This is a genomic window from Planosporangium mesophilum, from assembly GCF_016863255.1.
Lineage (GTDB): Bacteria > Actinomycetota > Actinomycetes > Mycobacteriales > Micromonosporaceae > Planosporangium > Planosporangium mesophilum.
Map to the genome: position 1 here is coordinate 63,440 of NZ_BOON01000005.1, position 23,611 is coordinate 87,050.

The following is a 23,611-nucleotide window of genomic DNA, read 5'->3' on the forward strand; positions in this document are numbered from 1 at the left end:
GAGATCCAGCTGTGAACGACGTCGACGCCTTCGTGGCCGACCTGCGCGGCCGCTCCGCGATCTACTGGGAGAAGCACCCGTTCCAGCAGGCGATGCTCGCCGGGCGGCTGGCTCCGGAACAGATCCGCGGCTTCGTGGCCAACCGCTGGTACTACCAGCGGTCGTTGCCGCGCAAGGACGCCGCGGTCATCTCCAACTGCCCGGTCCAGGCCGTGCGCCGGCAGTGGTACGAGCGGCTGGTGTACCACGACGGGCCGCACGAGGGCGCCGGTGGCCTCGCCGACTGGCTGCGCCTGTGCGACGCGGTGGGACTGCGCCGCGAGGAGGTCCTCGAGGAGACCAGGGTCGTCCCCGGCGTCCGGTTCGCGGTCGACCGGTACGTGGACTTCTGCCGTACCGCGCACTGGACCGCCGGCGTCGCCTCCTCGCTGACCGAACTCTTCGCGCCGGACCTGATGTCGCAACGCGTCGCGGCGTTCCGGCGGTACTACCCGTGGATCGACGCCGAGGGTCTCGCGTACTTCGAGAAGCGGTGCGTGCAGGCGCCCAAGGAGGCGTCGTACGCGCTGGAGGTGGTGATGACGTACTGCGACACGCCGGAGCGCCGGGCCGCTGCGGGGGGCGCGCTCACCCTCAAGTGCGAGGTGCTCTGGTCCATGTTGGACGCCATCGACTACGCGTACCGGCCATGACGCCGCACCTGCCGCCTCACGCCTCGCTGCGCTGGAACCCGGCGCGTGGCGAGTGGCTGCTGATGATGCCCGAGGAGGTGGTCGTCCTCAACGAGACCGCCGCCTCGGTGCTCGCCCTGTGCGACGGACGGCGGGGCCTCGCGGCGATCGTCTCGGAACTGGAGACCGAGTACGAGGGCGTGGAAGAAGCCCAGGTGGAGGAGCTGCTCCGCGGCCTCGCCGGCCAGCGCCTGGTGGAACTGCGGTGACGATACCCGCGCCGCTCGGGATGCTGGCCGAGCTGACGCACTCCTGCCCGCTGCACTGTGCCTACTGCTCCAACCCGGTCGAGCTGGTTGCGGGTACCGATGAATTGAGCACGGCCGGATGGGTGTCGGTCTTCGCGGCGGCCGCCGCGCTCGGCGTGGCCCAGGTCCACCTCTCCGGCGGCGAGCCGCTGCGGCGCCGTGACCTGCCGGAGCTGTCCGCCGCCTGCCGGGAGCGGGGCCTGTACACGAACCTCATCACCAGCGGCGTGGGCCTGACCGGCGAGCGTCTGGCCGCGCTGGCCGTCGACCACGTGCAGCTCAGCGTGCAGGACGCCGACCCGGAGGGCGCGGCCCGGATCAGCGCCACGCGTACCTGGCGGCAGAAGCTGGCGGCGGCGCGGGTGGTCAAGGAGCGCGGGTTGCCGCTGACCGTGAACGTCGTGCTGCACCGGCACAACGTCGACCACGTCGAGTCGCTGGTCGCGCTGGCCGAGCGGATGGGCGCGGACCGGCTGGAACTGGCGCACACGCAGTACTACGGGTGGGCGCTGCGCAACCGGGACTGGCTGCTGGCGACGGCGGCCCAGGTACGCGCGGCCGACGCCGTCGTGCGCGCCGCCGCCGCGCGGCTGGCGGGGCGGATCGAGCTCGCGTACGTCAGCCCGGATCTGCACACCGGCTGGCCGAAACCGTGCATGGACGGCTGGGGCCGCCGGCAGTTGACGGTGACCCCGAGCGGGAACGTGCTCCCCTGCCCGGTCGCGGACCTGCTGCCCGACCTGACGGTGGAGAACGTGCGGTACCGGCCGCTCCGCGCCATCTGGTACGAGTCCGAGTCGTTCAACAGGTTCCGCGGTACGGACTGGATGCGCGAGCCGTGCCGCTCCTGCCCGCGCCGGGACGTCGACCTCGGCGGCTGCCGCTGCCAGGCGTACCAGTTCACCGGCGACGCCGCGGTGACCGACCCGGCGTGCCGGTACTCGCCGCACCGGCCGCTGGTCGAGGCGGTGCTCGGCGCCGCCGAGCGGTCCGTCGGCGGGCCGCCCGGTCATCGGCGCCGATAGTGCTCTGCTTCACGCCCGTGCAATCGTTTCCACCGGCCGGAAGGTATCCCGGCGCATTCACTCCGACGACTATCCTGGCGGTCGGTGCGTACGAGATGCGGAGGTTGCCCCGGTGAGTCGGCTGTTGATTACCGGTGCGGCCGGGAACATGGGCGGGATGCTGCGCCCGCTGCTGCGGGCGCCGGGCCGGGTGCTGCGGTTGGCCGACGTCGCCCCGATCGAGGATGTCGTCGACGGTGAAGAGGCCATGGCGCTGGACGTCACCGACGCGGCGGCGGTGGGCAAGGCCTGCCAGGACGTGGACGCGGTGCTGCACCTGGGCGGGCTGAGCATGGAGGCGTCCTTCGACGACATCCTGAGCGTCAACGTGATCGGTACCCACAACGTGCTGCGGGCGGCCGTGGACACCGGGGTGGCCCGCGTGATCCTGGCGTCGTCGAACCACGCCGTGGGCTTCTACCGGCGCAGCGTCGACCTCGTACCCGGCAGCGACGGGCTGCCCGACGAGCTGCCGGCGCGGCCGGACACGTTCTACGGCTGGTCGAAGGCGGCCGGCGAGTCACTCGGTGCGCTGTACCACCACCGGTTCGGGCTCGACGTGGTCGCGGTGCGGATCGGTACCTGCTTCGCGGAGCCGATCGGGTCACGGGGCCTGGCGACGTGGCTGTCCCCTGCCGACGCGGCGCGCCTGTTCGAGGCGTGCCTGTCCGCGCCGGCGGTGGGGTTCCGCGTGGTGTGGGGGGTCTCGGACAACACCCGGCGATGGTGGTCGCTGGCGGGTGGAGCGGCGCTGGGGTACGTGTCGCAGGACGACGCCGAACCGTTCGCGCCGGCCCGGATCGCGGAGTTCGGCGAGCCCGATCCGTCCGACCCGGTCCAGGATCTGCTCGGCGGCAACTTCTGCCTGGCCCCGCTGGGCGAACGGATGAAACCCTGACTCGACTTCGGCCTACCGGTTCAGGTCTACGGCGAAGGGCCGGACCCGCAGCCGGAGTACGGCCTGTCACACGTGCTCGTCGTGATCGGCCAGGTGTGACGGCACCGGCGCGGGCTGCGGGTTCCGGGCGGCCGGTAGCCGTACCGTGAATGTCGTGCCGGCGCCGGGGACGGAGGCCACGCTGACCCGGCCGCCCATCGCGCGGGTGAGCGAATCCACGATCGCGAGGCCGAGGCCGGCGCCGCCGGTACCCGACTGTGCCCGGTAGAAGCGGTCGAAGACGTGCGGCAGGTGCTCGGCCGGGATGCCGGATCCGGAATCACTGACCTCGATGACCGCCTCCGCCCCGTCCAGCCGGGTCGACAGCGTGATCTGCGAGCCCTCGCCGGCGTGGTGGACGGCGTTCACGACGAGATTCGACAGGACCTGGAGCAGCCGGTCCGGGTCGGCCAGGGCGTACAGGCCGGGCTCGGCGGATACCCGCACCGGCCGGGCCGCCAGGCGCAGCCCGCGCAGCAGCGCCTCCTCCGCGACCAGTTCCACCTCCACCGGTACCGGCGACAGCCGTAGCCCCTCGTCGAGCCGCGCCAACAGCAGCAGGTCCTCGACGATGCGTCCCATCCGGTCGAGTTCGACGACGGCGGCGCCGAGGACGTCCACCACCGGCGCCGTCGCCGGGTCCGACAGCGCCAGCTCGACCTGTCCACGAGCGACGGTCAGCGGGGTGCGCAGCTCGTGCGAGGCGTCGGAGACGAACCGCCGCTGCGAGGCGAACGCGTCATCGAGCCGGGTCAGCAGCCGGTTGAAGCCGTCGCCCAGGCGACCCACCTCGTCCCGGGGACCGATCGGCCCGACCCGCCGGGACAGGTCGGCGGTCGCGTGGATCGCGTCGACCTGACGCGACATCCGCAGCAGCGGACCGAGGGTACGCCGTACCGCGGCGAACGCCAGCAGCGTCGCGAAGCCCAGCCCGAGCGCGCTGGCCCAGCCGATCGGTGAGAGCAGGGCGTGCAGGCTGGCCTCGACGGGCGCCCTGCTGGCGGCCACCACGAGGGTGCCGAGCTGGGTGCCGTCGAGGGTGAGCGGCACGGTCAGCGCGCGGATGGCCTCTGGGCCGGAGCCCAGCTCCCACCAGCGGGACACCCCGGCCGTCAGCAGCTCGGTCGCCCGCGGCAGGGCGCTCAGCTCCAGCCCGCCGGTACTCGTCAGGACCTCCCCGTCGGCGGTCCGTACCGCGACGAGTTCGTGGGCGTCGAACGCCTGCGCCGACAGCCAGCGGGCCGCCTCGTCGGCGAGCTGACCGGGGCCACCGACCCGGCGGGCCGGCCCGTTGCGGAACGAGTCGGCGCTGGCCCGCAGGCGCTGGTCCAGCGACTCGGACAGGTGGTGCCGGGTGATCTGCACCGTCAACCCGGCGACGACGAGGAGGGCGGCCGCCACGACCATGGCCGTCGTGGCCGAGAGCCGGACGGCCAGCGGCAGTGGACGGCGTACCGGCGTCATCGCAATCGCGGCGTGGATTCGCCCGCGCGCAGGCGGTGAGGAAACGCCGCTCCCTCCCTTCACAGAATTGACGTGCCCCCATGGCCCTTGCGGTGCTCGCCGCGCCCACTCTGATGGTCGTCGCGGTGGCCGTTGCCGTTGCCGTGACCGTTCTCGCGGCCGTGATTGTCGCGAAGGCGGCGATCGCCGCGGCCCTTCGAGCCGCCCTGCTGGCTGGGGACGGGAGACGAGACCTGCTCCCCCAGCCGGCCACGGCTGACCGGGCGCGCCACCACCTCGACCGCGCCGAGCTGGCGCCCCGGCGCCGCCGTTTCCAGGCCCGGTGCCGGCCGCAGGGCCGGCAATGTCGCCGCCGGGCCCCGGACCGGTGCGGCCGCCGCCGGGCCGGGGGCCGGCAATGTCGTCGCCGTGCCCGGGGCCGGCGCGGCCGGCTCCGGGCCCGCGACCGGTGGCCGGTTCATCCGTACCGCGTCCACCCCGACGATCGACGCCGTGCCGGGCCATACGCCGGTGAGCACTCCGGCGATGAAGAGCCCGGCGGCGACCAGCGCGAGGGTCGCCGTCTTCACGACGCCGCCCCGGCCAGCTCGGGCTGCGGTACGACGAACCGGTACCCCACCCCCCGGACGGTCTCCAGGAACGCCGGACCGATCTTGCGCCGCAGCGCCGCCACGTACACCTCCACGACGTTCGACCCCGGGTCGTGGTCGAGGTCCCACACCATGTCGAGCAACTGGGAGCGCGACAGGACCAGGCCGGGGTGCCGGGCGAAGGCGGTCAGCAGCGCCAGCTCCCGGGCGGACAGCGGTACCTGCCGGCCGTGCAGCACCGCCCGGTGTGCGAGGACGTCGATGGTGAGCGGGCCGGCGCGTACGGCCGGGCTCTCCTCCGCGGCCCGCAGCCGGGCGCGGATTCGGGCCGCCAGCTCGTCGACCGAGAACGGCTTCGTGACGTAGTCGTCGGCGCCGGCGTCCAGACCACCGACCTTGGCCCCCACGTCGTCGAGCGCGGTGACCGCGATGACCGGCAGCCGGGGCTTGGCGGCCCTGATCTCCTCCAGGACCTCCAGGCCGGCCCGGTCGGGCAGCATCAGGTCCAGCAGGACCACGTCGACCTCGAGGTCACGGGCCAGCGCCGCGCCGGACGCGCCGTCGACGGCCGGCGTCACGCTGAAGCCCCGAGCGCCCAGCCCCCGCGCCACGATGCCCTGGATCCGTGGATCGTCTTCGATGAGAAGAACATGCGCCATGCCCAGTCACCCCCGGACACGGTAACACCATGTATGTACATAATTACTGGGAGTTGCCAGAATCGACCCACTCCGGCCAGGGCGGCTCGACGCCGGCCGGCAGGGCCTCGGTCAGCGACCGGAGCACCGCGGCGGCGTCGGCCGGTCGCCGCGCCGGGTCGGGGTCGAGCAGCCGCTCCACCAGCTCGCCCAGCGGGCCGGGCAGCCGGTCCGCTGGGGCGCCGGTGAGCTGCGGGTACGACCAGCCGTCGGCCGCGCGCCGCGGGTGGAACGCGTGCTCGCCGGTGGCCGCCTCGAACAGGACGGCACCGAGCGCGAACAGGTCGGTCGCCGGGCTCGCCGGCTCGTCGCGGCACTGCTCCGGCGCCATGTACGGGGGCGAGCCCGTCGGCGCTCCGTGGCGGCGCCGCTCACCGGGGCGGCGGGCGATGCCGAAGTCGATGACGACCGGGCGGCCGTCGCGCAGGCAGACGTTGCCCGGCTTGAGATCGAGGTGCACCACGCCGGCGCCGTGCAGGTACCGCAGCGCCGCGGCGATCTGCAGCCCGAGCAGGACGACCTCGTCGCCGGGCAGCGGCCCGTACCGCGCGAGCGAGTCCGAAAGGCTCGGCCCCTCGACGTACTCCGAGATCAGGTAAGGCAGGTCGGCGTCCGGGTCGGCCTCGTAGAACCGCTGCACCCCCGGGTGCGACAGGGCCGCCATCATCTCGGCCTCGTGCAGCAGGTCGGCGCGGGTGCTCACGTCCCCGACGAGGTCGGGGCGGGGCAGCTTGACGACCACCGGGCACCACCGCGCGGGCGACCAGGCCAGCCAGGTCTCGCAGCGCCGGCCGCCGCCCAGCGACGCCCAGGCCCGCAGCTCGGCGACCAGAGGCGCTCCGGGCCGGTACGCCCAGGTGGTCCTTTCGACAACAGCGGTCATGGTTCCGTTCGGGCGGGGCGGCGTACCCGCCGCCCCGCCCGTCCTCCTGTCGTGGATGGTGATTACCGGGTTTCGTCCATAGTGGTCACAGTCGTGGTATCGGCAGCGGAGCCGCTCGGCTTGAAGACGTCGTGCGTCCCGCGTACCCGGCCACGGTGCCAACCACGGCCGTTCCATTCGGCCTTACCGTTCCAGCACATCTCGGTCACCCCCTCTCATCCGGTTGCCATCAGGTGACGCGCGGGGCGGGTGGCGTCGACGTTCTGCAGCCGACACCAGTCGGCGAACGTCCCGCCCCGTGCGACGAGTTCGGCCGGTGCGCCGGCCTCGGTTATCCGGCCGCCGGACAGCACCAGGACACGGTCGGCCAGGGTGGCCACGCGCAGCCGGTGCGACACGACGAGCGTCATGCGGCCGGCGGCGGCGCGCGTGATCGCGCTCATCACCGCATGCTCGGACTCGGCGTCCAGGCCACTGGTCGGCTCGTCCAGCAGCAGTACCGGCGCGTCGCGCAGCAGCGCCCGGGCCAGCGCCAGGCGCCGGCGCTGGCCGCCGGAGAGCATCACGCCGCCCTCGCCGACGACCGTGTCGTAGCCGGCGGGCAACGCTTCCACGAACGGGTGCACCAGCGCGGTACGGGCCGCCCGCTCCACCTCTTCGCGGGTCGCGAAGGGCTGGCCGAACGCGATGTTGTCGGCGATCGTGCCGTCGAGGATCCACGGATCCTGCGGTACGAGTGAGATCCGGTCCCGCAGCGGCCGCGTGTTCACGTCCTTCAGGTCGACCCCATCCAGCAGGATCGCGCCGCTGTCCGGGTCGTACAGCCGCAGCAGTAGCGACAGCAGCGTCGACTTGCCCACGCCCGTCGCGCCGACCAGGCACACCATCTCGTCGCGGCGCAGCGTCAGGTCGATCCCGCGCAGGACCGGGTGCTCGGCGTCGTACCCGAAGCTCACGTCGTCGACGGCCAGGGTGAGCGGCGACGCCGGTACCGGTACCGGACGCTCCGGCTCGCGCACGTACTCGGTCGAGTCCAGCAGCTCGTTCAGGCGCTCGCGGCTGGCCGCGCCCCGCGCCAGGGTGGAGGCGAGCCGGGTCAGCGAGCGCACCGGCCGGTACATGCTCCCCAGGTAGGCCAGCACGACCAGCAGGACACCCAGCGACATCCGGCCGCTGGTCACCCGTACCACGCCGAGCCACAGCACCAGCCCGCTTCCGGCGGCGAGCAGCAGGTCGGCCGCGGGGCCGTAGCGCGCCTCCAGGTCGAGCGCGCGAAGCGACGCCCGTACCGTGCCGACGTTCTCCCTGCGGAACCGCCCGGTCTCGGCCTCCTGCTGCGCGAACGCCTGTACCGCGCGGACGTGGCGGAGGGTCTCGGCGGCCCGTGAGGCCAGGTCGCCCTGGCGGCTCCGGGCCTCCCGCTGCGCGGCCTTGATCTGCCGGCGCCGTACGACCGCGAGCAGGGCCAGCGGCGGTACGACCACCAGCGCGACGACGGTCATCGCCGGGTCGATCATGAACATGACCACGAGCAGCCCGATCAGGGTCAGCACGTCCGGTACCGCGCCGACGAGCCAGGCCACCAGCGAGTCCTGTACCCGCGACACGTCGCCGGTCAGCCGGGTCACCAGGTCGCCGCTGCGGTTGCGGTCGTGGAAGCGGGGCGACAGCGTCAACAGTCTCTTGTAGACCGTCTCCCGCATGTCGGCTCCGATTCGTTCGGCCGCCGCGCCGCTGAGGTAGCTCGTGAGGTACCCGGTCACGCCGCTCAGCGCGACCAGCACGATCGCGCCGACCGCCGCGACCGCCGCGAGCCCGGCGCCGGACACGCCGCCCAGCGGCCACAGCCACCCGGTCAGCGGCCGGTGGTTGATGGCGTGGTCGACCGCCAGCGACAGCGGCCACGGTCGGGCCAGGCTCAGTACGGTGTCCGCGACCGCCAGCGACGCCGAGACGGCGAGCGGGGCGCGGTACGGCCACAGGAAACGCCACATCAGTCGACCCTGCCGACCCGTCCGCGTACCGCGAACCCGGCGCCGATCAGCAGCATTACCACGGCCGCGCCCACGACCGGGGCGGCCGCCGCCAGCGACCGCGCCGGCGCCGGGGCCGGGGCGTCCATCGACAGCCGTGGCGCCTGGCCGGTGGGGGTCGGGTCACCGGCGGTCACGCCGTCCCCGGCGGGCGTCGAATCGACCGCGGACGCCGGGTCGACAGCGGGTGCGGCGCCGACGGCCGGTACGGCGACGGCCGGGTCGGCTGCCGCACCGGCCGGCGCCGGGAGGCCCTGCGTCGTCGCGAGGCGGCCCGCCTCCGGTCGGCTGACCGCCGGTCGGCCGACGACGGCCGCGCCTCGCGCGTCCCCGGCGGGTACCGGTGCGGCCCGGCGGTCGCCGGCACCGTGCTCGCCGCGACCCTTCTCGCCGCCGCGACCCCCGCCGTGGTCACCGCGATCACCGTGCTCGCCGCGATCGCCGTGGTCACCACCGCCGCCGTCGGAGCGCCGGCCGCCGTCGTGCGAGCTGCCGTGCGAGCCGGCCCGGCGGTCGTGGCCGTCGTTGCCGAGTGCCTGGGCGGCCGGCAGCGCGGTCCACGCCCCGACCGCGGCGACGAGCGCCGCCACCCGCAGGGCGGATCGGCTCCTGCCCCATCGCGAATCGCTGCGGACCATGTCTCCCAACCTCCGGCTTGATCGTTGACTGCCGTCGGTTACACCTTTGCCCGCGAGGCTGAAATACCAGTTAAGGGACGATTAGAGTCCTTTCATCTTTGGACCCGCCGGTACGGCGGCAGCGCGTGCGCACCGTTGTCGTCGCTGACCCTGTCGCGGTGTTGTCACCCTCAGGAGGGTGCGGGCAAAACCGAACGGTGCCCCCCTGTAACGGAAAGTGACCGACCCGGGGACATCACTCCGACCCGGCGGTTACTGCGGAGAGTTAGCAATCGACATCTGCCCGTCACGGCGCTCACCAGCAAATTCGCCACGCGCATGATAGGCGCCGACTACCGAAAGTAATGAAGGCAAGCCTCGTTGTCCTCTGGTCGGGCCATTTCCTTCGCTACAAGTTCCAGCAAGCTTGTCACCGTCAGTGACGATCCGTAGGTTTCAACACGCGGCGGGGCCGAGCGGTCACAACCGGCTGTCCCACCGCATCGCAGATCACCGCTGTCGTTCAGGGGAGGCCGACATGTCGCAACCAAAGGTTCTCGGACCAATCGTCGCCGGAGGGGCCGCCACCCTGCCGGTCACCGGCAACAACGCCGTACTGACCGCACTGGTCGGCTTCGTGATGGTCGCCGCCGGTCTGCTGCTCATCCGAGCGGTTCGGGTCCGGCCGGCCCGCACGCGGCGCCACGGCTGAGCCGGAGCGACGCGACCAACCATGACGCTGCTCCTCGTAGGCCTGGTGCTGCTGGTGTCCTGGCCCCTGTACAACGTCGCGCTGGTGCTCTTCGCCACGCATGACAGCGTGACGGCGGGACGGCACCGGCGGTTCGACGCCAGGACGCCCACCGGGTATGAACCCGAGGTCTTCTGGATCGTCGTACCGTGCCTCAACGAGGAGCGCGTCGTGGGGCGGACCGTCGGCAACGCGCTCGCCCTGCGCGGGCCGATCGGCACCCGGACCCGGGTCCTGGTCGTCGACGACGGCTCCGACGACGGCACGCCGGCCGTCCTCTCCGCCATCGACGACCCGAACCTCCACGTCCTGCGCCGTACGCTGCCCGAGGCCCGCAAGGGCAAGGGCGAGGCACTCAACGCCGCGTACCGGTACATCCGGCAGCACACGGCGGCCGCCGGCGACGACCCCGGCCGGGTGGTGGTCGGCGTCATCGACGGCGACGGGCGCGGCAGCGCCAACATGCTGGCCGAGGTCTCGCGGGCGCTGGCCGACCCGACGGTCGGCGCGGTGCAGTGCCGGGTACGGATCCACAACCGCGACCGGCTCCTCGCGGCCGTGCAGGACCTGGAGTTCGCCTGCATCGCCAACGCGAGCCAACTCATGCGCAACTCCCTCGGTACGGTCGGCCTCGGCGGCAACGGCCAGTTCGTACGCCTGTCGGCGCTGGAACTGCTGGGCACCGCGCCCTGGTCGAAGTGCCTGGTGGAGGACCTGGAGTTGGGGCTGCGGCTGCACCTGGCCGGCGTGCGGGTCCGGTACACGTCGCGCGCCGCCGTCACCCAGCAGGGCCTGGTCGACGTCCGCCGACTGCTCCGCCAGCGCACCCGCTGGGCGCAGGGCAACCTGCAGTGCGTCCGGTACGTGCCGACGCTGTACAAGGCGCCGTCCATCGCCAGCGCGGCCCTGGTCGAAATGCTGTACTACCTGCTCGCGCCGTGGTTCAACGCGATCGGCACGGTCGTGATGGGCAGTGTGGCGGGGTACTCGCTGTGGCGGATGGCCGCCGACGGCCCGACGTACCAACTGCTCGCCACGGTGGGCGTGTGGTTCGCGGCCATGGTCGCGCCGTTCCTCACCTGGGGCGCCCTGCACCGACTCCAACTGCGCGACGAAAAGCTCAGCCGCTGCCTTCTCGCCGGCCTGTGCTACCCGGCGTTCCTGCTGCTCGGCCTGGTCAGCACGTACCGGGCCATCGGCCGCCAGGTCGCCGGGCGCAACGCCTGGGCCAAGACCGAGCGCCTGGCCGAAGCGGCCGCACGATGACCATCAACCACCGACGGCACGGACGCCGACCTCGATACGGGCACGGATGCGGTACCAGAAAGACCGAGGCACGAACGATGTCATCCCTCCCGGAAGTCCACCTCATCGCCGGTACCCGGCCCGAGGCCATCAAGCTCGCCCCGGTGGCCGTGGCCATGCGCGCCGCCGGCCGGGTCACTCCGGTCCTCGTCGCCAGCGGCCAGCACCCGACGATGGTGGCGCAGGCCCTCGAAGCGTTCGACCTGACCCCGGACGTGGTCCTGCGGGTCGAGCGGGTCACCGGCTCCCAGCCCGAGCTGATGACCGCGATGATCGCGCAGCTGGACGCGCTGTTCGCCGAGCGCAAGCCGGCCGCGGTGGTGGTACAGGGCGACACGACCACAACCCTGGCCGGCGCGATGGCCGCGTTCTGGCGCCACATCCCGGTCGTGCACCTCGAGGCCGGCCTGCGCTCCGGCGACCTGGAGTCGCCGTTCCCGGAGGAGGCGAACCGGCGCCTGGTCGGCCAGCTCGCCCGGCTGCACCTGGCGCCCACCGCGCTGGCCGCCACCAACCTGCTCGACGAGTCGGTACCCGCGTCCCAGGTATTCATCGCCGGTAACACCGTCGTGGACGCCACGCTCGCCGTGGCGGCTCGCCAGCTTCCGTTCGACGACGAGCGGCTGGAGCGCGCGGTCGCCGCCGAGGGCCGGCTGGTGCTCGTCACCGCGCACCGCCGGGAGTCCTGGGGCGAGCCGCTGGACCGCATCCTCGGCGCCGTCCGGACGCTCATCGAGCGCTACCCCGACATCAACGTCGTCCTGCCCAGCCACCCCAACCCGGCGGTACGGGCGCAGGTGGAGGCGGGCCTCGCCGGGGTCGAGCGGGTGACGGTCACCGACCCGCTGCCGTACCAGGCCCTGTCCCGGCTGCTGTCCAACGCGTACCTCGTGCTGACCGACTCGGGCGGCATCCAGGAGGAGGCGCCGTCGTTCGGGGTACCCGCGCTCGTCCTGCGCGAGGTGACCGAGCGGGTCGAGTCGCTGCACGCGGGCTGCGCCAGGCTCGTCGGCACCGATCCCGACCTGATCGTCACCGAGGCCTGCCGGCTGCTCGACGACGAGGCGCTGCGCGAGGAGATGACCGCCTCGGGCAACCCGTACGGCGACGGGTTCGCCGCCGTGCGTACCGAGCACGCGGTCGCCGCGATGCTCGGCCTGGCGGCGGACACGCCGCAACCCATGCCATCGCTCGCGGTGGCCGGCAACGCCGTCACGACGGGAACGGGAGCATGATGCGTAGGTACACCGGAAGTCGGCGCGCGGCGATCGGCTCGCTCATCGCGCTGGCGCTGGCCGCCACCGTGACGACGACCCCGGCGCAGGCCGCGGAGCGCCCGACCAAGCGCACCGTCACGAAGAGCGCAGCCGGCCGCGGCCCCGCCGACGGCGCAGCGGCCACCAAGCGCCTGCCCGCCCCGCCGCGGCCGTCGAAGCTGCGCCCCAGCCAGCGCGTGGTCGCCGGATCGACGGCCCCGGCAAAGGCGCAGCCGGGAGCCGCGGCTGCGATCGGCAAGTCCGGCGCCGGCGCCCCGGGCGCGGGTACCGGCACGACGCTCATCGTCTACGACAACACCGGTCCGTACGCGTGGCTGGGCGAGACGTACGCGATCCAGACGGCGAACCTGGTGTCGCACTTCGGGGCCTGGACGGCGCACCCGGTGGGCCAGTACACGGCGGGCGAGCTGAGCCGGTACACGTCGGTCGTCTACGTCGGCTCGACCTACGACGAGCCGGTACCGGTCGCGTTCCTCGACGACGTGACCGCCACGCAGGTCCCGGTGCTGTGGCTGTACGACAACATCTGGCAGCTCACCGCGCGCGACCCGAACTTCGTGGCGAAGCGCGGCTTCACCTGGACGCAGTTCGACACCTCGACCGTCTCCGAAGTGGACTACAAGGGCACGGCGTTCACCCGCGACACGCTCAACCAGGGCGGCATCATGGACCACGTGATCTACGACGCCGCCAAGGCGTCGACCGTGGCCACCGCGGTGCGCGCCGACGGTACGACGTTCCCGTGGGCGGTGCGCTCGGGCAACTTCACCTACGTCGGCGAGATCCCGTTCTCGTACGTCAGCCACGACGACCGGTACGTCGCCTTCTCCGACCTGCTCTTCGACGTGCTGGCCCCGAACACGGCGACCCGGCACCGGGCGCTGGTGCGCATCGAGGACGTCGGTCCGGACGCCGACCCGGCCGAGCTTCGCGCCGTCGCCGACTACCTGTACAGCCGGAAGGTGCCGTTCTCGGTGGCCGTGTACTCGCGCTACCGCGACCCGAAGGGCGTCAACAACAACGGCCGGCCCGAGGACTACACGCTGGCCCAGCGCCCGAAGGTGGTCAGCGCGCTGAGGTACATGCAGTCGCGGGGCGGCACCCTGTTGATGCACGGCTACACCCACCAGTACGGCAACACGGCCAACCCGTACGACGGGGTGAGCGCCAACGACTTCGAGTTCTACCGTGCGCACGTCGACGCGGCCGACAACGTCGTCTACGACGGACCCGTAGCCGAGGACTCGACCACCTGGGTGAACAACCGGATCAGCGCCGCCCGGACGGACTTCCGCCTCGCCGGCCTGTCGGTGCCGACCGTGTTCGAGCCGCCGCACTACGCCGCCAGCGCCACCGACTACCAGGCGTTCAACTCGCAGTTCGGCAAGCGCTACGACCGGGGCCTGTACTTCCCCGGCGCGCTCACCGGCGCCAAGGCGGACCACACGAGGATGAGCGGCCAGTTCTTCCCGTACGCCGTCCGCGACGTCTACGGGTCGGCGATCGCGCCGGAGAACCTCGGCAACGTGGAGCCGGTCGCGTTCAACCACCACCCGCCGCGGCTGCCGGCGGACATCCTGGCCTCGGCCAAGCGCAACCTGGTGGTACGGGACGGCTCGGCGAGCTTCTTCTACCACCCGTACCTGGGCACCGACTACCTGAAGGCGACCGTCGAGGGGGTCCAGGGTCTGGGGTACACCTTCGTCCCCGCCTCTGCCCTGCTCGGCTAGTCAGCACCCCCATGATCACGGAGATTTCCCCGCGCCCGGCGCGGGGAAATCTCCGTGATCATGCGTTTGGGGGGACCAGCCGGTGCAGCGCCGCCACGTCGTAGACCTGGCGGATCCGGCGGATGAGGCCGCCCTCGACGTCGAGGTACTCGACCACGCGGATCACGTCGGCCGGCTCGCCTACCAGGCAGTCGTACATCAGGACGGCACGCCCGGCCTCGTACACCTCGGTGATGATCTTGACCTGGATCAGCCGAGCGGCGATCCTGGTGAGCGTGTCGATCAGCCGGTCCGGCGAGGCCGGGCCGCCGACGTCGGGCTCGAGGGCAGTGTTGGACTCGATGACGGCGTCTTCCGCGAGCAGGCGGCGGACGCCGTCGAGGTCGCCGCTGGTCCAGGCGTCGAGATACCCGTGGGCGGCACGTCGGGTCAGTGAGTCGGTACTTATAGGGACAAAGTACCACCCCCCGTGGCGAGATCACCGCCAGGAGTCCTCAGGTTCGGACCCCGGCGGCCGACCGGAACCATGTCCCGCACAGGCGGGAGTGGGCTACGGCAGAGGGTGCCAGGTATGGACAGTGGTGACGAGACGCGCGGCGACGACCGCCGGGTGACGCCGTCCCCGTCCGGTCCGTCGGACACGGTACGCGGGTATCCGCCGCTGGGACTCGTCGTTGCGAGCGCGGTCGTCTTCGTCGCGTCGGCGGCGTGGTTCGCGGTGTACTGGGCGCATCCGTTCGGGTCGCCGATCCTCGGCTGGCTGCCGGCGGTGTTCGGCCCGGCCCTCGGGTTCCTCGCCGCCCGGCGCGTCGCCCGCAACGACGAGCTGGCCGTGCCGGCCCGCCGGCTCTGGCACCAGGTCTCGATCGCCGCGTGCCTGGTCACCGTATCGATGGTCAGCGCCGCGTACGACGCCCTGAGCCGTGCTTCCGCCCAGCACATCGGGCCGGTCACGATCGGCCTGCTCGCGCTGGCGATCGCGTCGCTGCTGTGGGGCCTGCTACGGATGCCCGTCCACGCCCGGCCCCGCCGCGAATGGCTGACCATCGGCCTGGACATCGGGATCATCATCGTCGCGAACGGGCTCCTGTTCTGGTACTTCACCACCGACCATCAGAACAGCCAGCACCGGCAGGACTCGGTGAGCATCTTGGCGCTCGTGGTGCTCGCGGTCGGGGCCGTCCTGGTCGGCCTCAAGATGAGCCTCACCGGACCGGTCGGCATCGACCGCCGCGCCACCTGGGTACTGGGCTGCACGATCCTGGTCTGCGCGGCACTGGCGGCCCACGGGTCGCTGCTGGCGGACCACCCGGACCTGTCCCTACTGATGCCGATCCTGCCCCTGGCCTACTTCGGGGTGGTCACCGCCGCGTGGCTGCAGGAGAAGGCCGTCATCGACGGGCGCAGCGCCGGCCGGCGGCGGCGGCGTCACGTCTTCAACCTGCTGCCGTACGTGGCGGTCGCCGCCATCGACACGCTGCTGCTCGTGACGATGCACGACAGTCGCGGCGCCGTCCAGCTCATGATCGCCGGTTCGGTGACCCTGACCGCTCTCGTGGTGGCCCGCCAACTGTTCGCCTTCGCCGACAACGCCCGGCTGCTGTCCCAGGTGGACGCGAGCATGCTCGAGCTTCGCCGGCACGAGCAGCGCTTCCGGTCGCTGGTGCAGAACTCCGACGACATCATCACCATCATCGGCGCCGGTGGGCGTTTCTCGTACGTGAGCCCCGGCGTGCGGCGGGTGCTCGGCGGGGAGCCGGAGGACTGGATGGGCCGGCTGGCCGACGACACCGTCCACCCCGAGGACCTGCCGATGCTCAACGGCCTGGTCCGGGAGCTGCGCAAGCAGCCCGGTGCCAGTACCCGCAGCCAGGCGCGCATCCTCCACGCCGACGGCGGCTGGCGCTGGATGGAGGTCACGTACACCAACCTGCTGCGCGACCCCAGCGTGCACGGGATCGTCTGCAACGCCCGCGACATCTCCGACACCCGCCGGTACCAGGACCAGCTCGCCTACCAGGCCTCGCACGACGAGCTGACCGGGCTGGCCAACCGGGCGCTGTTCACGTCCCGTACCGAGCGGGCCGTGGCGACGGCCGCCCCGGGCACCGTCGCGGTGGCGCTGGTGGACCTCGACGATTTCAAGACCATCAACGACCGGCTCGGGCACGCCGTGGGCGACGCGCTGCTCGTCGCGGTGAGCGCCCGGCTGCGCGGCTGCATGCGCCCGGACGACACCGTCGCGCGGCTCGGCGGGGACGAGTTCGCCATCCTGCTCACCGACCTGCGCTCGGGTGAGAGCGGCGCGGTGGCCGAGCGGATCATCGCGGCGCTGACCGAGTCGGTGACCGCCGGCAACCACGACCTGCTGATCCAGGCGAGCATCGGGCTGGCCGACAACGACACCGGTAGCGACGCCGACGACCTGCTACGCCGGGCCGACATCGCCATGTACGCGGCCAAGGAGCTGGGCAAGAACCGGTACGTGCACTACGACTCCGACCTCGACGCCCGCGCGGTCGAACAGGCATCGCTCGCCGCCGCGCTCAGCCACGCGCTGGAGCGCGACGAGCTGCGGCTGCTCTACCAGCCCGTCGTCGACCTGCCCTCGGGCCGGGTGGTCGGGGTGGAGGCGCTCGTGCGCTGGCATCACCCCAGCGACGGCATGGTGTCGCCGGTGCGGTTCATCCCGGTCGCGGAGCGTACCGGCCAGATCGTGCCGTTGGGCGAGTGGATCCTGCGGACCTCGTGCTATCAGGCCGCCGACTGGTACCGCCGGTACGGTGACGAGGCGCCCGCGCGGATGAGCGTCAACGTCTCTGCCCGCCAGCTGCTCGAACCGGGCTTCCCGCAGACGGTCGCGTCGATCCTGGCCGAGACCGGCCTGCCGCCGGACCGGCTCACCGTCGAGATCACCGAGACGGCCGTGTTCGGCGGCGGCCGCGCGGTGGAGGCCGTGGCGGCCATCCACGCGCTCGGCGTCGCCATCGCGCTCGACGACTTCGGTACCGGCCACTCCTCGCTGGGCCTGCTGCGCACCTGCCCGGTCGATGTGCTCAAGGTGGACAAGTCCTTCGTGGACGGTGTCACCGGGACCGTGGAGCAGGAGGCGATCGTCACGTCGATCATCGAGATCGCGCAGGCGCTGGGGCTGCGCGCGATCGCCGAGGGCGTGGAGACCGGCGCGCAGGCCGACCGTCTGCACGACCTCGGGTACCGCCTCGCCCAGGGCTTCCACTTCGCGAAGCCGCTGGGGTCGGCGGAGATCGAGAGCCTGTTCACGACGAACGAGGAGGGCTTCACCTCGGCCGCCGCCTGAGGAGTTCCCCAGAGGGCGCCCGTCCACACATGTGGACGGGCGCCCTCGTGCGTGGGGGACCCTGCGCGAGGAGTACCGTGCCTACATATAGCGTCGGTACGTACAGGAGGATCCGCTGTGGACGCCCTGGACCTCGCCCGATGGCAGTTCGCCGTCACGACCCTCTACCACTTCCTGTTCATCCCGATCACCATCGGCCTGTCGGTCCTGGTCGCCGCGCTGCAGACGGCCTGGGTACGCACCGGCAAGGAGCCGTACCTGCGGGCCACGAAGTTCTGGGGCAAGCTGTTCCTGATCAACTTCGCGATGGGCGTGGTCACCGGCATCGTGCAGGAGTTCCAGTTCGGCATGAACTGGAGCGCGTACTCCCGCTTCGTCGGCGACGTCTTCGGCGCGCCGCTGGCGATCGAGGGGCTCCTGGCGTTCTTCCTGGAGTCCACGTTCCTCGGACTGTGGATCTTCGGCTGGGACCGGCTGCCGAAGCGGGTACACCTGGCCAGCATCTGGTGCGCCGCGATCGGCACCATCCTGTCCGCGTACTTCATCCTGGTCGCGAACTCGTGGATGCAGCACCCCGTCGGGTACCGGATCAACCCGGCCACCAACCGGGCCGAGCTCACCGACTTCGTCGCCCTGCTCACCAACTCGACGCACCTGGTCGCGTTCCCACACACCATCGCCGCAGCGTTCCTGACCTCCGGCGTACTGATGCTGTGCGTCTGCGCCTGGCACCTGATGCGCGGCAACGAGGCCGGAGTGTTCCGGCCCAGCCTGCGGCTGGCGCTGTGGACCATCGTGATCTCCGGCGCGGCGGTGGCGATCAGCGGTGACGTCATGGGCCGGGTCATGAACGAGCAGCAGCCGATGAAGATGGCCGCCGCCGAGGCGCTGTACTCCACCCGGCAGCCCGCCTCGTTCTCGCTGTTCTCGATCGGACCGCTCGACGGCAGCGCCGAGACGTTCGGACTGCGCATCCCGCACGCACTCTCGCTGCTGGCCACCGCGGACCCCAACGGCGAGGTCGAGGGGATCAACGACCTTCAGCGGGAGTACGAGCAGCGCTACGGCCCCGGCGACTACCGGCCGTACGTGCCCGCCACGTACTGGTCGTTCCGGCTGATGATCGGCCTTGGCATGATCTCGGTCGCACTCGGCGCGCTCGGCCTCTGGCTGACCCGCCGCGGCCGGCTCCCCGTGAGCCGGGTGTTCTGGCGGGCCGCGGTCTGGTCGGTACCGCTGCCGCTGCTGGCGAACTCGTTCGGCTGGATCTTCACCGAGATGGGGCGCCAGCCGTGGACCGTCTTCGGCGTCTTCCGAACCGCGGACAGCGTCTCCCCGAACGTGGGCACGGCGAGCGTCCTGATCTCGCTCGCCACCTTCACGCTGCTGTACGGCGCCCTGGCCGTGATCGAACTCTGGCTGATGATGCGCTACGCCAAGGCGGGGCCGCCGGTGATCCCGGCGCACGACGACCACGACCCGACGACGGCCGAGGACCGGCCGCTGGCTTTCGCGTACTGAGGGAGGTTGGTCATGAACCTGGGTGACGTGTGGTTCGTCGTGATCGCGGTGCTGTGGACCGGGTACTTCCTGCTGGAGGGCTTCGACTTCGGGGTCGGCATCCTGCTGCCGGTGCTCGGCGGGCGCGACGAGGCCCGGCGGCGGGTGCTGCTCAACACGATCGGTCCGGTCTGGGACGGCAACGAGGTGTGGCTGATCGTCGCGGGCGGCGCCACGTTCGCGGCCTTCCCGGAGTGGTACGCCAGCCTCTTCTCCGGCTTCTACCTACCGCTGCTGCTGATCCTGGTGGCCCTGATCCTGCGCGGGGTGGCGTTCGAGTACCGCGGGAAGGTCGACAGCGACCGCTGGCGCCGCAACTGGGACGCCGCGATTGTCTTCGGCAGTTTCGTACCCGCGGTGCTCTGGGGTATAGCCTTCGGCAACATGGTCCGCGGTGTAGCTCTCGACGCGGGTCACCACTACGTCGGTGGGTTGGCCGACCTGCTCAACCCGTACGCGCTGACAACGGGGGCGGCCACGCTGCTGCTGTTCACCACGCACGGGGCGGTGTTCGTGGCCCTGAAGACGACCGGGGAGATCCGTGCGGACGCGCGGGCGGTCGCCGGCCGGGTCGGCGTCGTCGCCGCCGTCGCGTGCGGCGGCTTCCTGGTCTGGACGCAAGCGGCGCGTGGTGACCGCGCGACCGGGGCGATCGCCACGGTCGCCGTTGTGGCGCTGCTCGGCGGGCTGGTCGCCAACCGGTTCGGCCGCGAGGGCTGGGCGTTCCTGGCCACCGCCGTCACGGTCGCGGCCACCACGGCCACCCTGTTCGTGGCGCTCCACCCGGCCGTGCTCCCATCCACGCTCGCCCCGGCCAACGGCCTGACCGTTGCCAACGCGGCCGCCACCCCGTACACGCTGAAGATCATGACCTGGGCGGCGGTGGCCTTCACCCCGATCGTGCTGGTCTACCAGGCCTGGACGTACTGGGTCTTCCGCAAGCGCATCGGCGTGCAGCACATCCCGCCACCGGTACGGACAGGGTCGTGAAACCGCTCGACCCGCGGCTGATCCGCTACGCCGGGGCGACCCGCGGGTACCTCGCCGCCTGCGTCCTCCTCGGTCTGGGCGGCGCCGTGCTGATCGTGGCCCAGGCGACGCTGCTCGCCGACGGCATCAGCGCGGCGTTCTCCGGCCACGGCGGGATCACCGCGACCCTGGTCGCCCTCGCCGGGGTGATCGCCGGCCGGGCCGTGCTGGCCTGGGCGCAGGAGGCGGCTGCGCACCGGGCCGCCGCCGCGGTCAAGACCCAGTTGCGCGACCGACTGCTGGCCCACCTGGTACGCCTCGGCCCGGGCTGGTTGACCGGTCAACGGGCCGGCGAGCTGACGACGCTGAGCACCCGGGGCATCGACGCGCTCGACGGGTACTTCTCCCGGTACCTGCCCCAACTGGTGCTGGCCGCGGTCGTACCGGCGATCGTGCTGGCCCGGCTGCTGCCGGCCGACCTCCTGGCCACGATCACGATCGCGGTCACGCTGCCGTTGATCCCGGTCTTCCTGGCGCTCGTCGGGCTGACCACCGAGGCCCGCAACCGGCGCAGCTTCCGGATGCTCGCCCGGCTGGCCCACCACTTCCTCGACGTGGTGGCCGGGCTGCCCACGCTCAAGGTGTTCGGCCGGGCCAAGGCGCAGGCCGAGACGATCCGGCGGGTCAGCGACGAGCACCGGCGGGCCACCATGCGTACCCTCCGGCTGGCCTTCCTGTCCTCGCTGGTGCTGGAGCTGATCGCGACGATCTCGGTCGCCCTGGTGGCGGTCGGGATCGGGCTGCGGCTGGTCAACGGCAGCCTCGACCTGCGGACCGCGCTGCTGGTGCTGATCCTGGCCCCCGAGGCGTACCTGCCGCTGCGGATGGTGGGCACCCACTTCCACGCCAGCACCGAGGGGCTCGCCGCCGCCGAACAGGTCTTTTCGGTACTGGAGGAGCAGCCGCCCCCGCGCGGTACCCGCACCGACGTGCCGGCCGGCCCGATCGTCGTCTCCGACGTCACGGTGCGCTACCCCGACCGGACGGTGCCGGCGCTCGACGGCGTCGACCTGACCGTGACTCCCGGCGAGGTACTGGCGCTGACCGGCCCGAGTGGCTGCGGCAAGTCGACGCTGCTCTCGGTACTGCTCGGCTTCGTGCCACCGGATTCCGGCCGGGTCTGCGTGGGCGACGCCGACCTCGCCGACCTCGACCCGGACGTGTGGCGCCGGCGCGTGGTGTGGATGTCGCAGCGGCCGTACCTGTTCGCCGGCACGGTCGCCGACAACATCCGGCTCGGCGTGCCCGACGCCTCCGACTCCTCGGTGCGGACCGCCGCGCGCGCCGCCCTTGCGGAAGACTTCCTGGACGCCCGGGTCGGGGACGGCGGCGCCGGACTCTCCGCCGGCCAGCGGCAGCGGGTGGCCCTGGCCCGCGCGTTCCTGTCGGACGCGCCGATCGTCCTGCTGGACGAGCCGACCGCGAACCTGGACGGGGAGAGCGAGGCGGCGGTACTCGAAGCGGTACGCCGGCTGGCCCGGGGCCGGACGGTCGTCCTGGTCGCCCACCGGCCCGCGCTGCTGACCCTCGCCGACCGGGTCGTGCGGATGGAAGCCGGCCGGATCGTCGAGAGGGTCGCGACATGACCTCCCCGCGATCGTGGACACCTGACGGTGCCGTGGCCCCGGCAGGTGTCCACGATCGCCGGGTTGTCCGGCGGCTGCTGCGACTCGCCTCGCCGGTCGCGCCCCGACTGGCGCTCGCCGTGCTGTACGGGGTCCTCGCGGCCGGCAGCGCCATCGGCCTGATCGCAACCTCGGCCTGGCTGATCTCGCGGGCCGCCCAGCACCCGCCCGTGCTCTACCTGACCGTGGCGATCGTGGCGGTACGCACCTTCGGCATCACCCGGGGCGTCTTCCGCTACCTCGAACGACTGGCCGGGCACGACGCCGCGTTCCGCGTGCTGACCCGGCTGCGGGTACGCGCGTACGGGAGGCTGGAGCGGCTGGCCCCGGCGTCGTGTGCGCTGCTGCGCGCCGGTGACCTGGTCAGCCGGTTCGTCGCCGACATCGACGCGGCGTTGGACGTCCTGGTGCGGGTCGTTCTCCCCTATCTCGTCGCCGCCCTGGTCGGCGCCCTGACGGTCGGCTTCGTCGCGACCATGCTGCCGTCGGCCGCCGTCGTGCTCGCCGCCGGACTCCTGGTGGTAGCGGTCGGCGTACCGCTGATCCAGCACGCCGCCGCCCGCCGGGCCGACCGGAACACCGCCCACCTGCGCGGCGAACTGTCGGCGGCAACCGTCGACCTGCTGCGCGGCCTGCCCGACCTCGTCGCGTACGGTGCGGCCGGGCGGCGGCTCGCGGCGCTCGCCGAGACCGACTCCCGGCTGCGCGCCGCCGCCGCCCGGTCGGCCACCGGGGTCGGGCTCGGCGCCGGGCTGCTCACGCTGGCCGCGGGGGCCTGCGTCTGGGCCGGCCTCGCACTGGGCGCGCCCGCCGTATCCACCGGCGCGCTGAACTCCGTGCTGCTCGCCGTCGTCGTGCTCACCCCGATCGCGGTCTTCGACACCGTCTCGGGCCTGCCCGCCGCCGCGGCTCAACTGGCGGCTGCCCGCGCCGCGCTGGCGCGCGTCTTCGGCCTGCTCGACCAGCCCGAGCCGGTGACCGAGCCCGCGGCTCCGGTGACCCTGCCGGAACCGCCGTACCGGCTGGAGGTGTGCGGCCTGAGCGCCGGGTGGCCGGGCGGGCCGGACGTGATCCACGACCTCGACCTGACGTTCACGCCGGGCCGGCGGCTGGCCGTGGTCGGGCCGAGCGGCTCCGGCAAGAGCACCCTCGCCGCCGTGCTCGTCCGCTTCCTCGACCCGAGCGCCGGACGGGTCACCCTCAACGGCGTGGACACCCGCGACCTCGCCGGCGACGACGTCCGTACCGTCGTGGGTCTGCTCACCGACGACGCCCGGCTGTTCGACACCACGATCGCGGAGAACCTGCGCATCGCCGACCGGGGCGCCGACGACGCCCGGCTGCGCGCGGTCCTCGCCGAGGCCCGGCTACTGGACTGGGTCGACACGCTGCCGGCCGGGCTGGACACGATGGTCGGCGAGCAGGGTTCCCGGCTGTCGGGCGGGCAGCGCCGGCGGCTCGCGCTGGCCCGCGCGCTGCTGGCCGACTTCCCCATCCTGATCATGGACGAGCCGACCGAGCACCTCGACGAGGAGACCGCGGACGCCCTCACCGCCGACCTGCTGGCCGCCACCCGCGGTCGGTCCACGGTGCTGATCACGCACCGGCTGACCGGCCTGACCGAGGTGGACGAGGTCGTGGTGCTCGACGGTGGCCGGATCGCCCAGCGCGGCAGCCACGACGCGCTCGTCGCCGTCGACGGCCCGTACCGCCGGATGTGGAGTTCACTCCGGGTGAGTACCGGGTAGGG

20 protein-coding genes are annotated in these 23,611 nt (G+C 72.4%); 13 read left to right on the plus strand and 7 right to left on the minus strand.

The window, feature by feature from the left end:
• The first annotated feature begins 11 nt into the window (after positions 1 to 11).
• The 4 genes from pqqC (at position 12) to Pme01_RS02815 (ending at position 2,941) form a co-directional block, all read left to right on the plus strand.
• Complete coding sequence (gene pqqC / locus Pme01_RS02800) at positions 12 to 692, plus strand: pyrroloquinoline-quinone synthase PqqC (RefSeq protein ID WP_168112806.1); 681 nt, start codon at positions 12 to 14, stop codon at positions 690 to 692.
• Positions 689 to 940, plus strand: coding sequence for a pyrroloquinoline quinone biosynthesis peptide chaperone PqqD (gene pqqD, locus Pme01_RS02805; RefSeq protein WP_168112805.1), 252 nt, complete (start codon positions 689 to 691; stop codon positions 938 to 940). Before pqqC ends, pqqD begins: the two co-directional genes overlap by 4 nt.
• Positions 937 to 2,004: a pyrroloquinoline quinone biosynthesis protein PqqE gene (gene pqqE / locus Pme01_RS02810; protein WP_168112804.1), complete on the plus strand. Its 1,068-nt coding sequence runs from the start codon at positions 937 to 939 to the stop codon at positions 2,002 to 2,004. The genes pqqD and pqqE overlap by 4 nt, the downstream gene beginning before the upstream one ends.
• A gap of 112 nt (positions 2,005 to 2,116) precedes the next feature.
• Positions 2,117 to 2,941 carry an NAD-dependent epimerase/dehydratase family protein gene (locus tag Pme01_RS02815; RefSeq protein ID WP_168112803.1) on the plus strand — a complete coding sequence of 275 codons (825 nt, stop codon included), beginning with the start codon at positions 2,117 to 2,119 and terminating at the stop codon, positions 2,939 to 2,941.
• Positions 2,942 to 3,007: 66 nt separating this feature from the next.
• Here Pme01_RS02815 and Pme01_RS02820 read toward each other — a convergent pair whose 3' ends face one another.
• The 6 genes from Pme01_RS02820 to Pme01_RS02845 form a co-directional block, all read right to left on the minus strand.
• A complete protein-coding gene (locus Pme01_RS02820; RefSeq protein ID WP_168112802.1) occupies positions 3,008 to 4,444 on the minus strand; it encodes a sensor histidine kinase in 1,437 nt (478 codons plus the stop codon).
• Between the two features lie 59 nt (positions 4,445 to 4,503).
• Positions 4,504 to 5,013 (minus strand): hypothetical protein, encoded by a 510-nt coding sequence (locus Pme01_RS02825; RefSeq protein WP_168112801.1) that lies wholly within the window; start codon positions 5,011 to 5,013, stop codon positions 4,504 to 4,506.
• Positions 5,010 to 5,693 carry a response regulator transcription factor gene (locus Pme01_RS02830; protein ID WP_168112800.1) on the minus strand — a complete coding sequence of 228 codons (684 nt, stop codon included), beginning with the start codon at positions 5,691 to 5,693 and terminating at the stop codon, positions 5,010 to 5,012. Before Pme01_RS02830 ends, Pme01_RS02825 begins: the two co-directional genes overlap by 4 nt.
• A 43-nt stretch (positions 5,694 to 5,736) precedes the next feature.
• Positions 5,737 to 6,615: a serine/threonine-protein kinase gene (locus Pme01_RS02835; RefSeq protein ID WP_168112799.1), complete on the minus strand. Its 879-nt coding sequence runs from the start codon at positions 6,613 to 6,615 to the stop codon at positions 5,737 to 5,739.
• A 215-nt stretch (positions 6,616 to 6,830) separates the two neighbouring features.
• A complete protein-coding gene (locus Pme01_RS02840; protein WP_168112798.1) occupies positions 6,831 to 8,609 on the minus strand; it encodes an ABC transporter ATP-binding protein in 1,779 nt (592 codons plus the stop codon).
• Positions 8,609 to 9,286: a hypothetical protein gene (locus Pme01_RS02845; protein WP_168112797.1), complete on the minus strand. Its 678-nt coding sequence runs from the start codon at positions 9,284 to 9,286 to the stop codon at positions 8,609 to 8,611. Before Pme01_RS02845 ends, Pme01_RS02840 begins: the two co-directional genes overlap by 1 nt.
• A gap of 517 nt (positions 9,287 to 9,803) precedes the next feature.
• Between Pme01_RS02845 and Pme01_RS02850 the strand changes: the two genes are divergently transcribed.
• From Pme01_RS02850 to Pme01_RS02865, 4 genes are all read left to right on the plus strand, one after another.
• On the plus strand, positions 9,804 to 9,977 hold the full coding sequence (locus tag Pme01_RS02850; protein ID WP_168112796.1) for an LPXTG cell wall anchor domain-containing protein: 174 nt from the start codon (positions 9,804 to 9,806) through the stop codon (positions 9,975 to 9,977).
• A 21-nt stretch (positions 9,978 to 9,998) separates the two neighbouring features.
• The gene (locus Pme01_RS02855) at positions 9,999 to 11,282 is read left to right on the plus strand and encodes a glycosyltransferase family 2 protein (protein ID WP_168112795.1); all 1,284 of its coding nucleotides are present in this window, start codon (positions 9,999 to 10,001) and stop codon (positions 11,280 to 11,282) included.
• 77 nt (positions 11,283 to 11,359) lie between these two features.
• Positions 11,360 to 12,556 (plus strand): non-hydrolyzing UDP-N-acetylglucosamine 2-epimerase, encoded by a 1,197-nt coding sequence (wecB, locus tag Pme01_RS02860; RefSeq protein WP_168112794.1) that lies wholly within the window; start codon positions 11,360 to 11,362, stop codon positions 12,554 to 12,556.
• Positions 12,553 to 14,328, plus strand: coding sequence for a DUF2334 domain-containing protein (locus Pme01_RS02865; RefSeq protein WP_239087982.1), 1,776 nt, complete (start codon positions 12,553 to 12,555; stop codon positions 14,326 to 14,328). The genes wecB and Pme01_RS02865 overlap by 4 nt, the downstream gene beginning before the upstream one ends.
• 58 nt (positions 14,329 to 14,386) lie before the next feature.
• Here the strand turns inward: Pme01_RS02865 and Pme01_RS02870 are convergent, their stop codons facing one another.
• Positions 14,387 to 14,776, minus strand: coding sequence for a nuclear transport factor 2 family protein (locus Pme01_RS02870; RefSeq protein WP_168113392.1), 390 nt, complete (start codon positions 14,774 to 14,776; stop codon positions 14,387 to 14,389).
• Positions 14,777 to 14,899: 123 nt separating this feature from the next.
• Here Pme01_RS02870 and Pme01_RS02875 point away from each other — a divergent pair, with 123 nt between their 5' ends.
• From Pme01_RS02875 to cydC, 5 genes are all read left to right on the plus strand, one after another.
• Positions 14,900 to 17,647: a putative bifunctional diguanylate cyclase/phosphodiesterase gene (locus Pme01_RS02875; RefSeq protein ID WP_168112793.1), complete on the plus strand. Its 2,748-nt coding sequence runs from the start codon at positions 14,900 to 14,902 to the stop codon at positions 17,645 to 17,647.
• A gap of 117 nt (positions 17,648 to 17,764) precedes the next feature.
• Positions 17,765 to 19,168: a cytochrome ubiquinol oxidase subunit I gene (locus Pme01_RS02880; protein WP_168112792.1), complete on the plus strand. Its 1,404-nt coding sequence runs from the start codon at positions 17,765 to 17,767 to the stop codon at positions 19,166 to 19,168.
• A 12-nt stretch (positions 19,169 to 19,180) separates the two neighbouring features.
• On the plus strand, positions 19,181 to 20,197 hold the full coding sequence (gene cydB / locus Pme01_RS02885; protein WP_168112791.1) for a cytochrome d ubiquinol oxidase subunit II: 1,017 nt from the start codon (positions 19,181 to 19,183) through the stop codon (positions 20,195 to 20,197).
• Positions 20,194 to 21,822, plus strand: coding sequence for a thiol reductant ABC exporter subunit CydD (gene cydD / locus Pme01_RS02890; RefSeq protein WP_168112790.1), 1,629 nt, complete (start codon positions 20,194 to 20,196; stop codon positions 21,820 to 21,822). The genes cydB and cydD overlap by 4 nt, the downstream gene beginning before the upstream one ends.
• A complete protein-coding gene (gene cydC / locus Pme01_RS02895; protein WP_168112789.1) occupies positions 21,819 to 23,609 on the plus strand; it encodes a thiol reductant ABC exporter subunit CydC in 1,791 nt (596 codons plus the stop codon). The genes cydD and cydC overlap by 4 nt, the downstream gene beginning before the upstream one ends.
• Positions 23,610 to 23,611 lie beyond the last annotated feature (2 nt).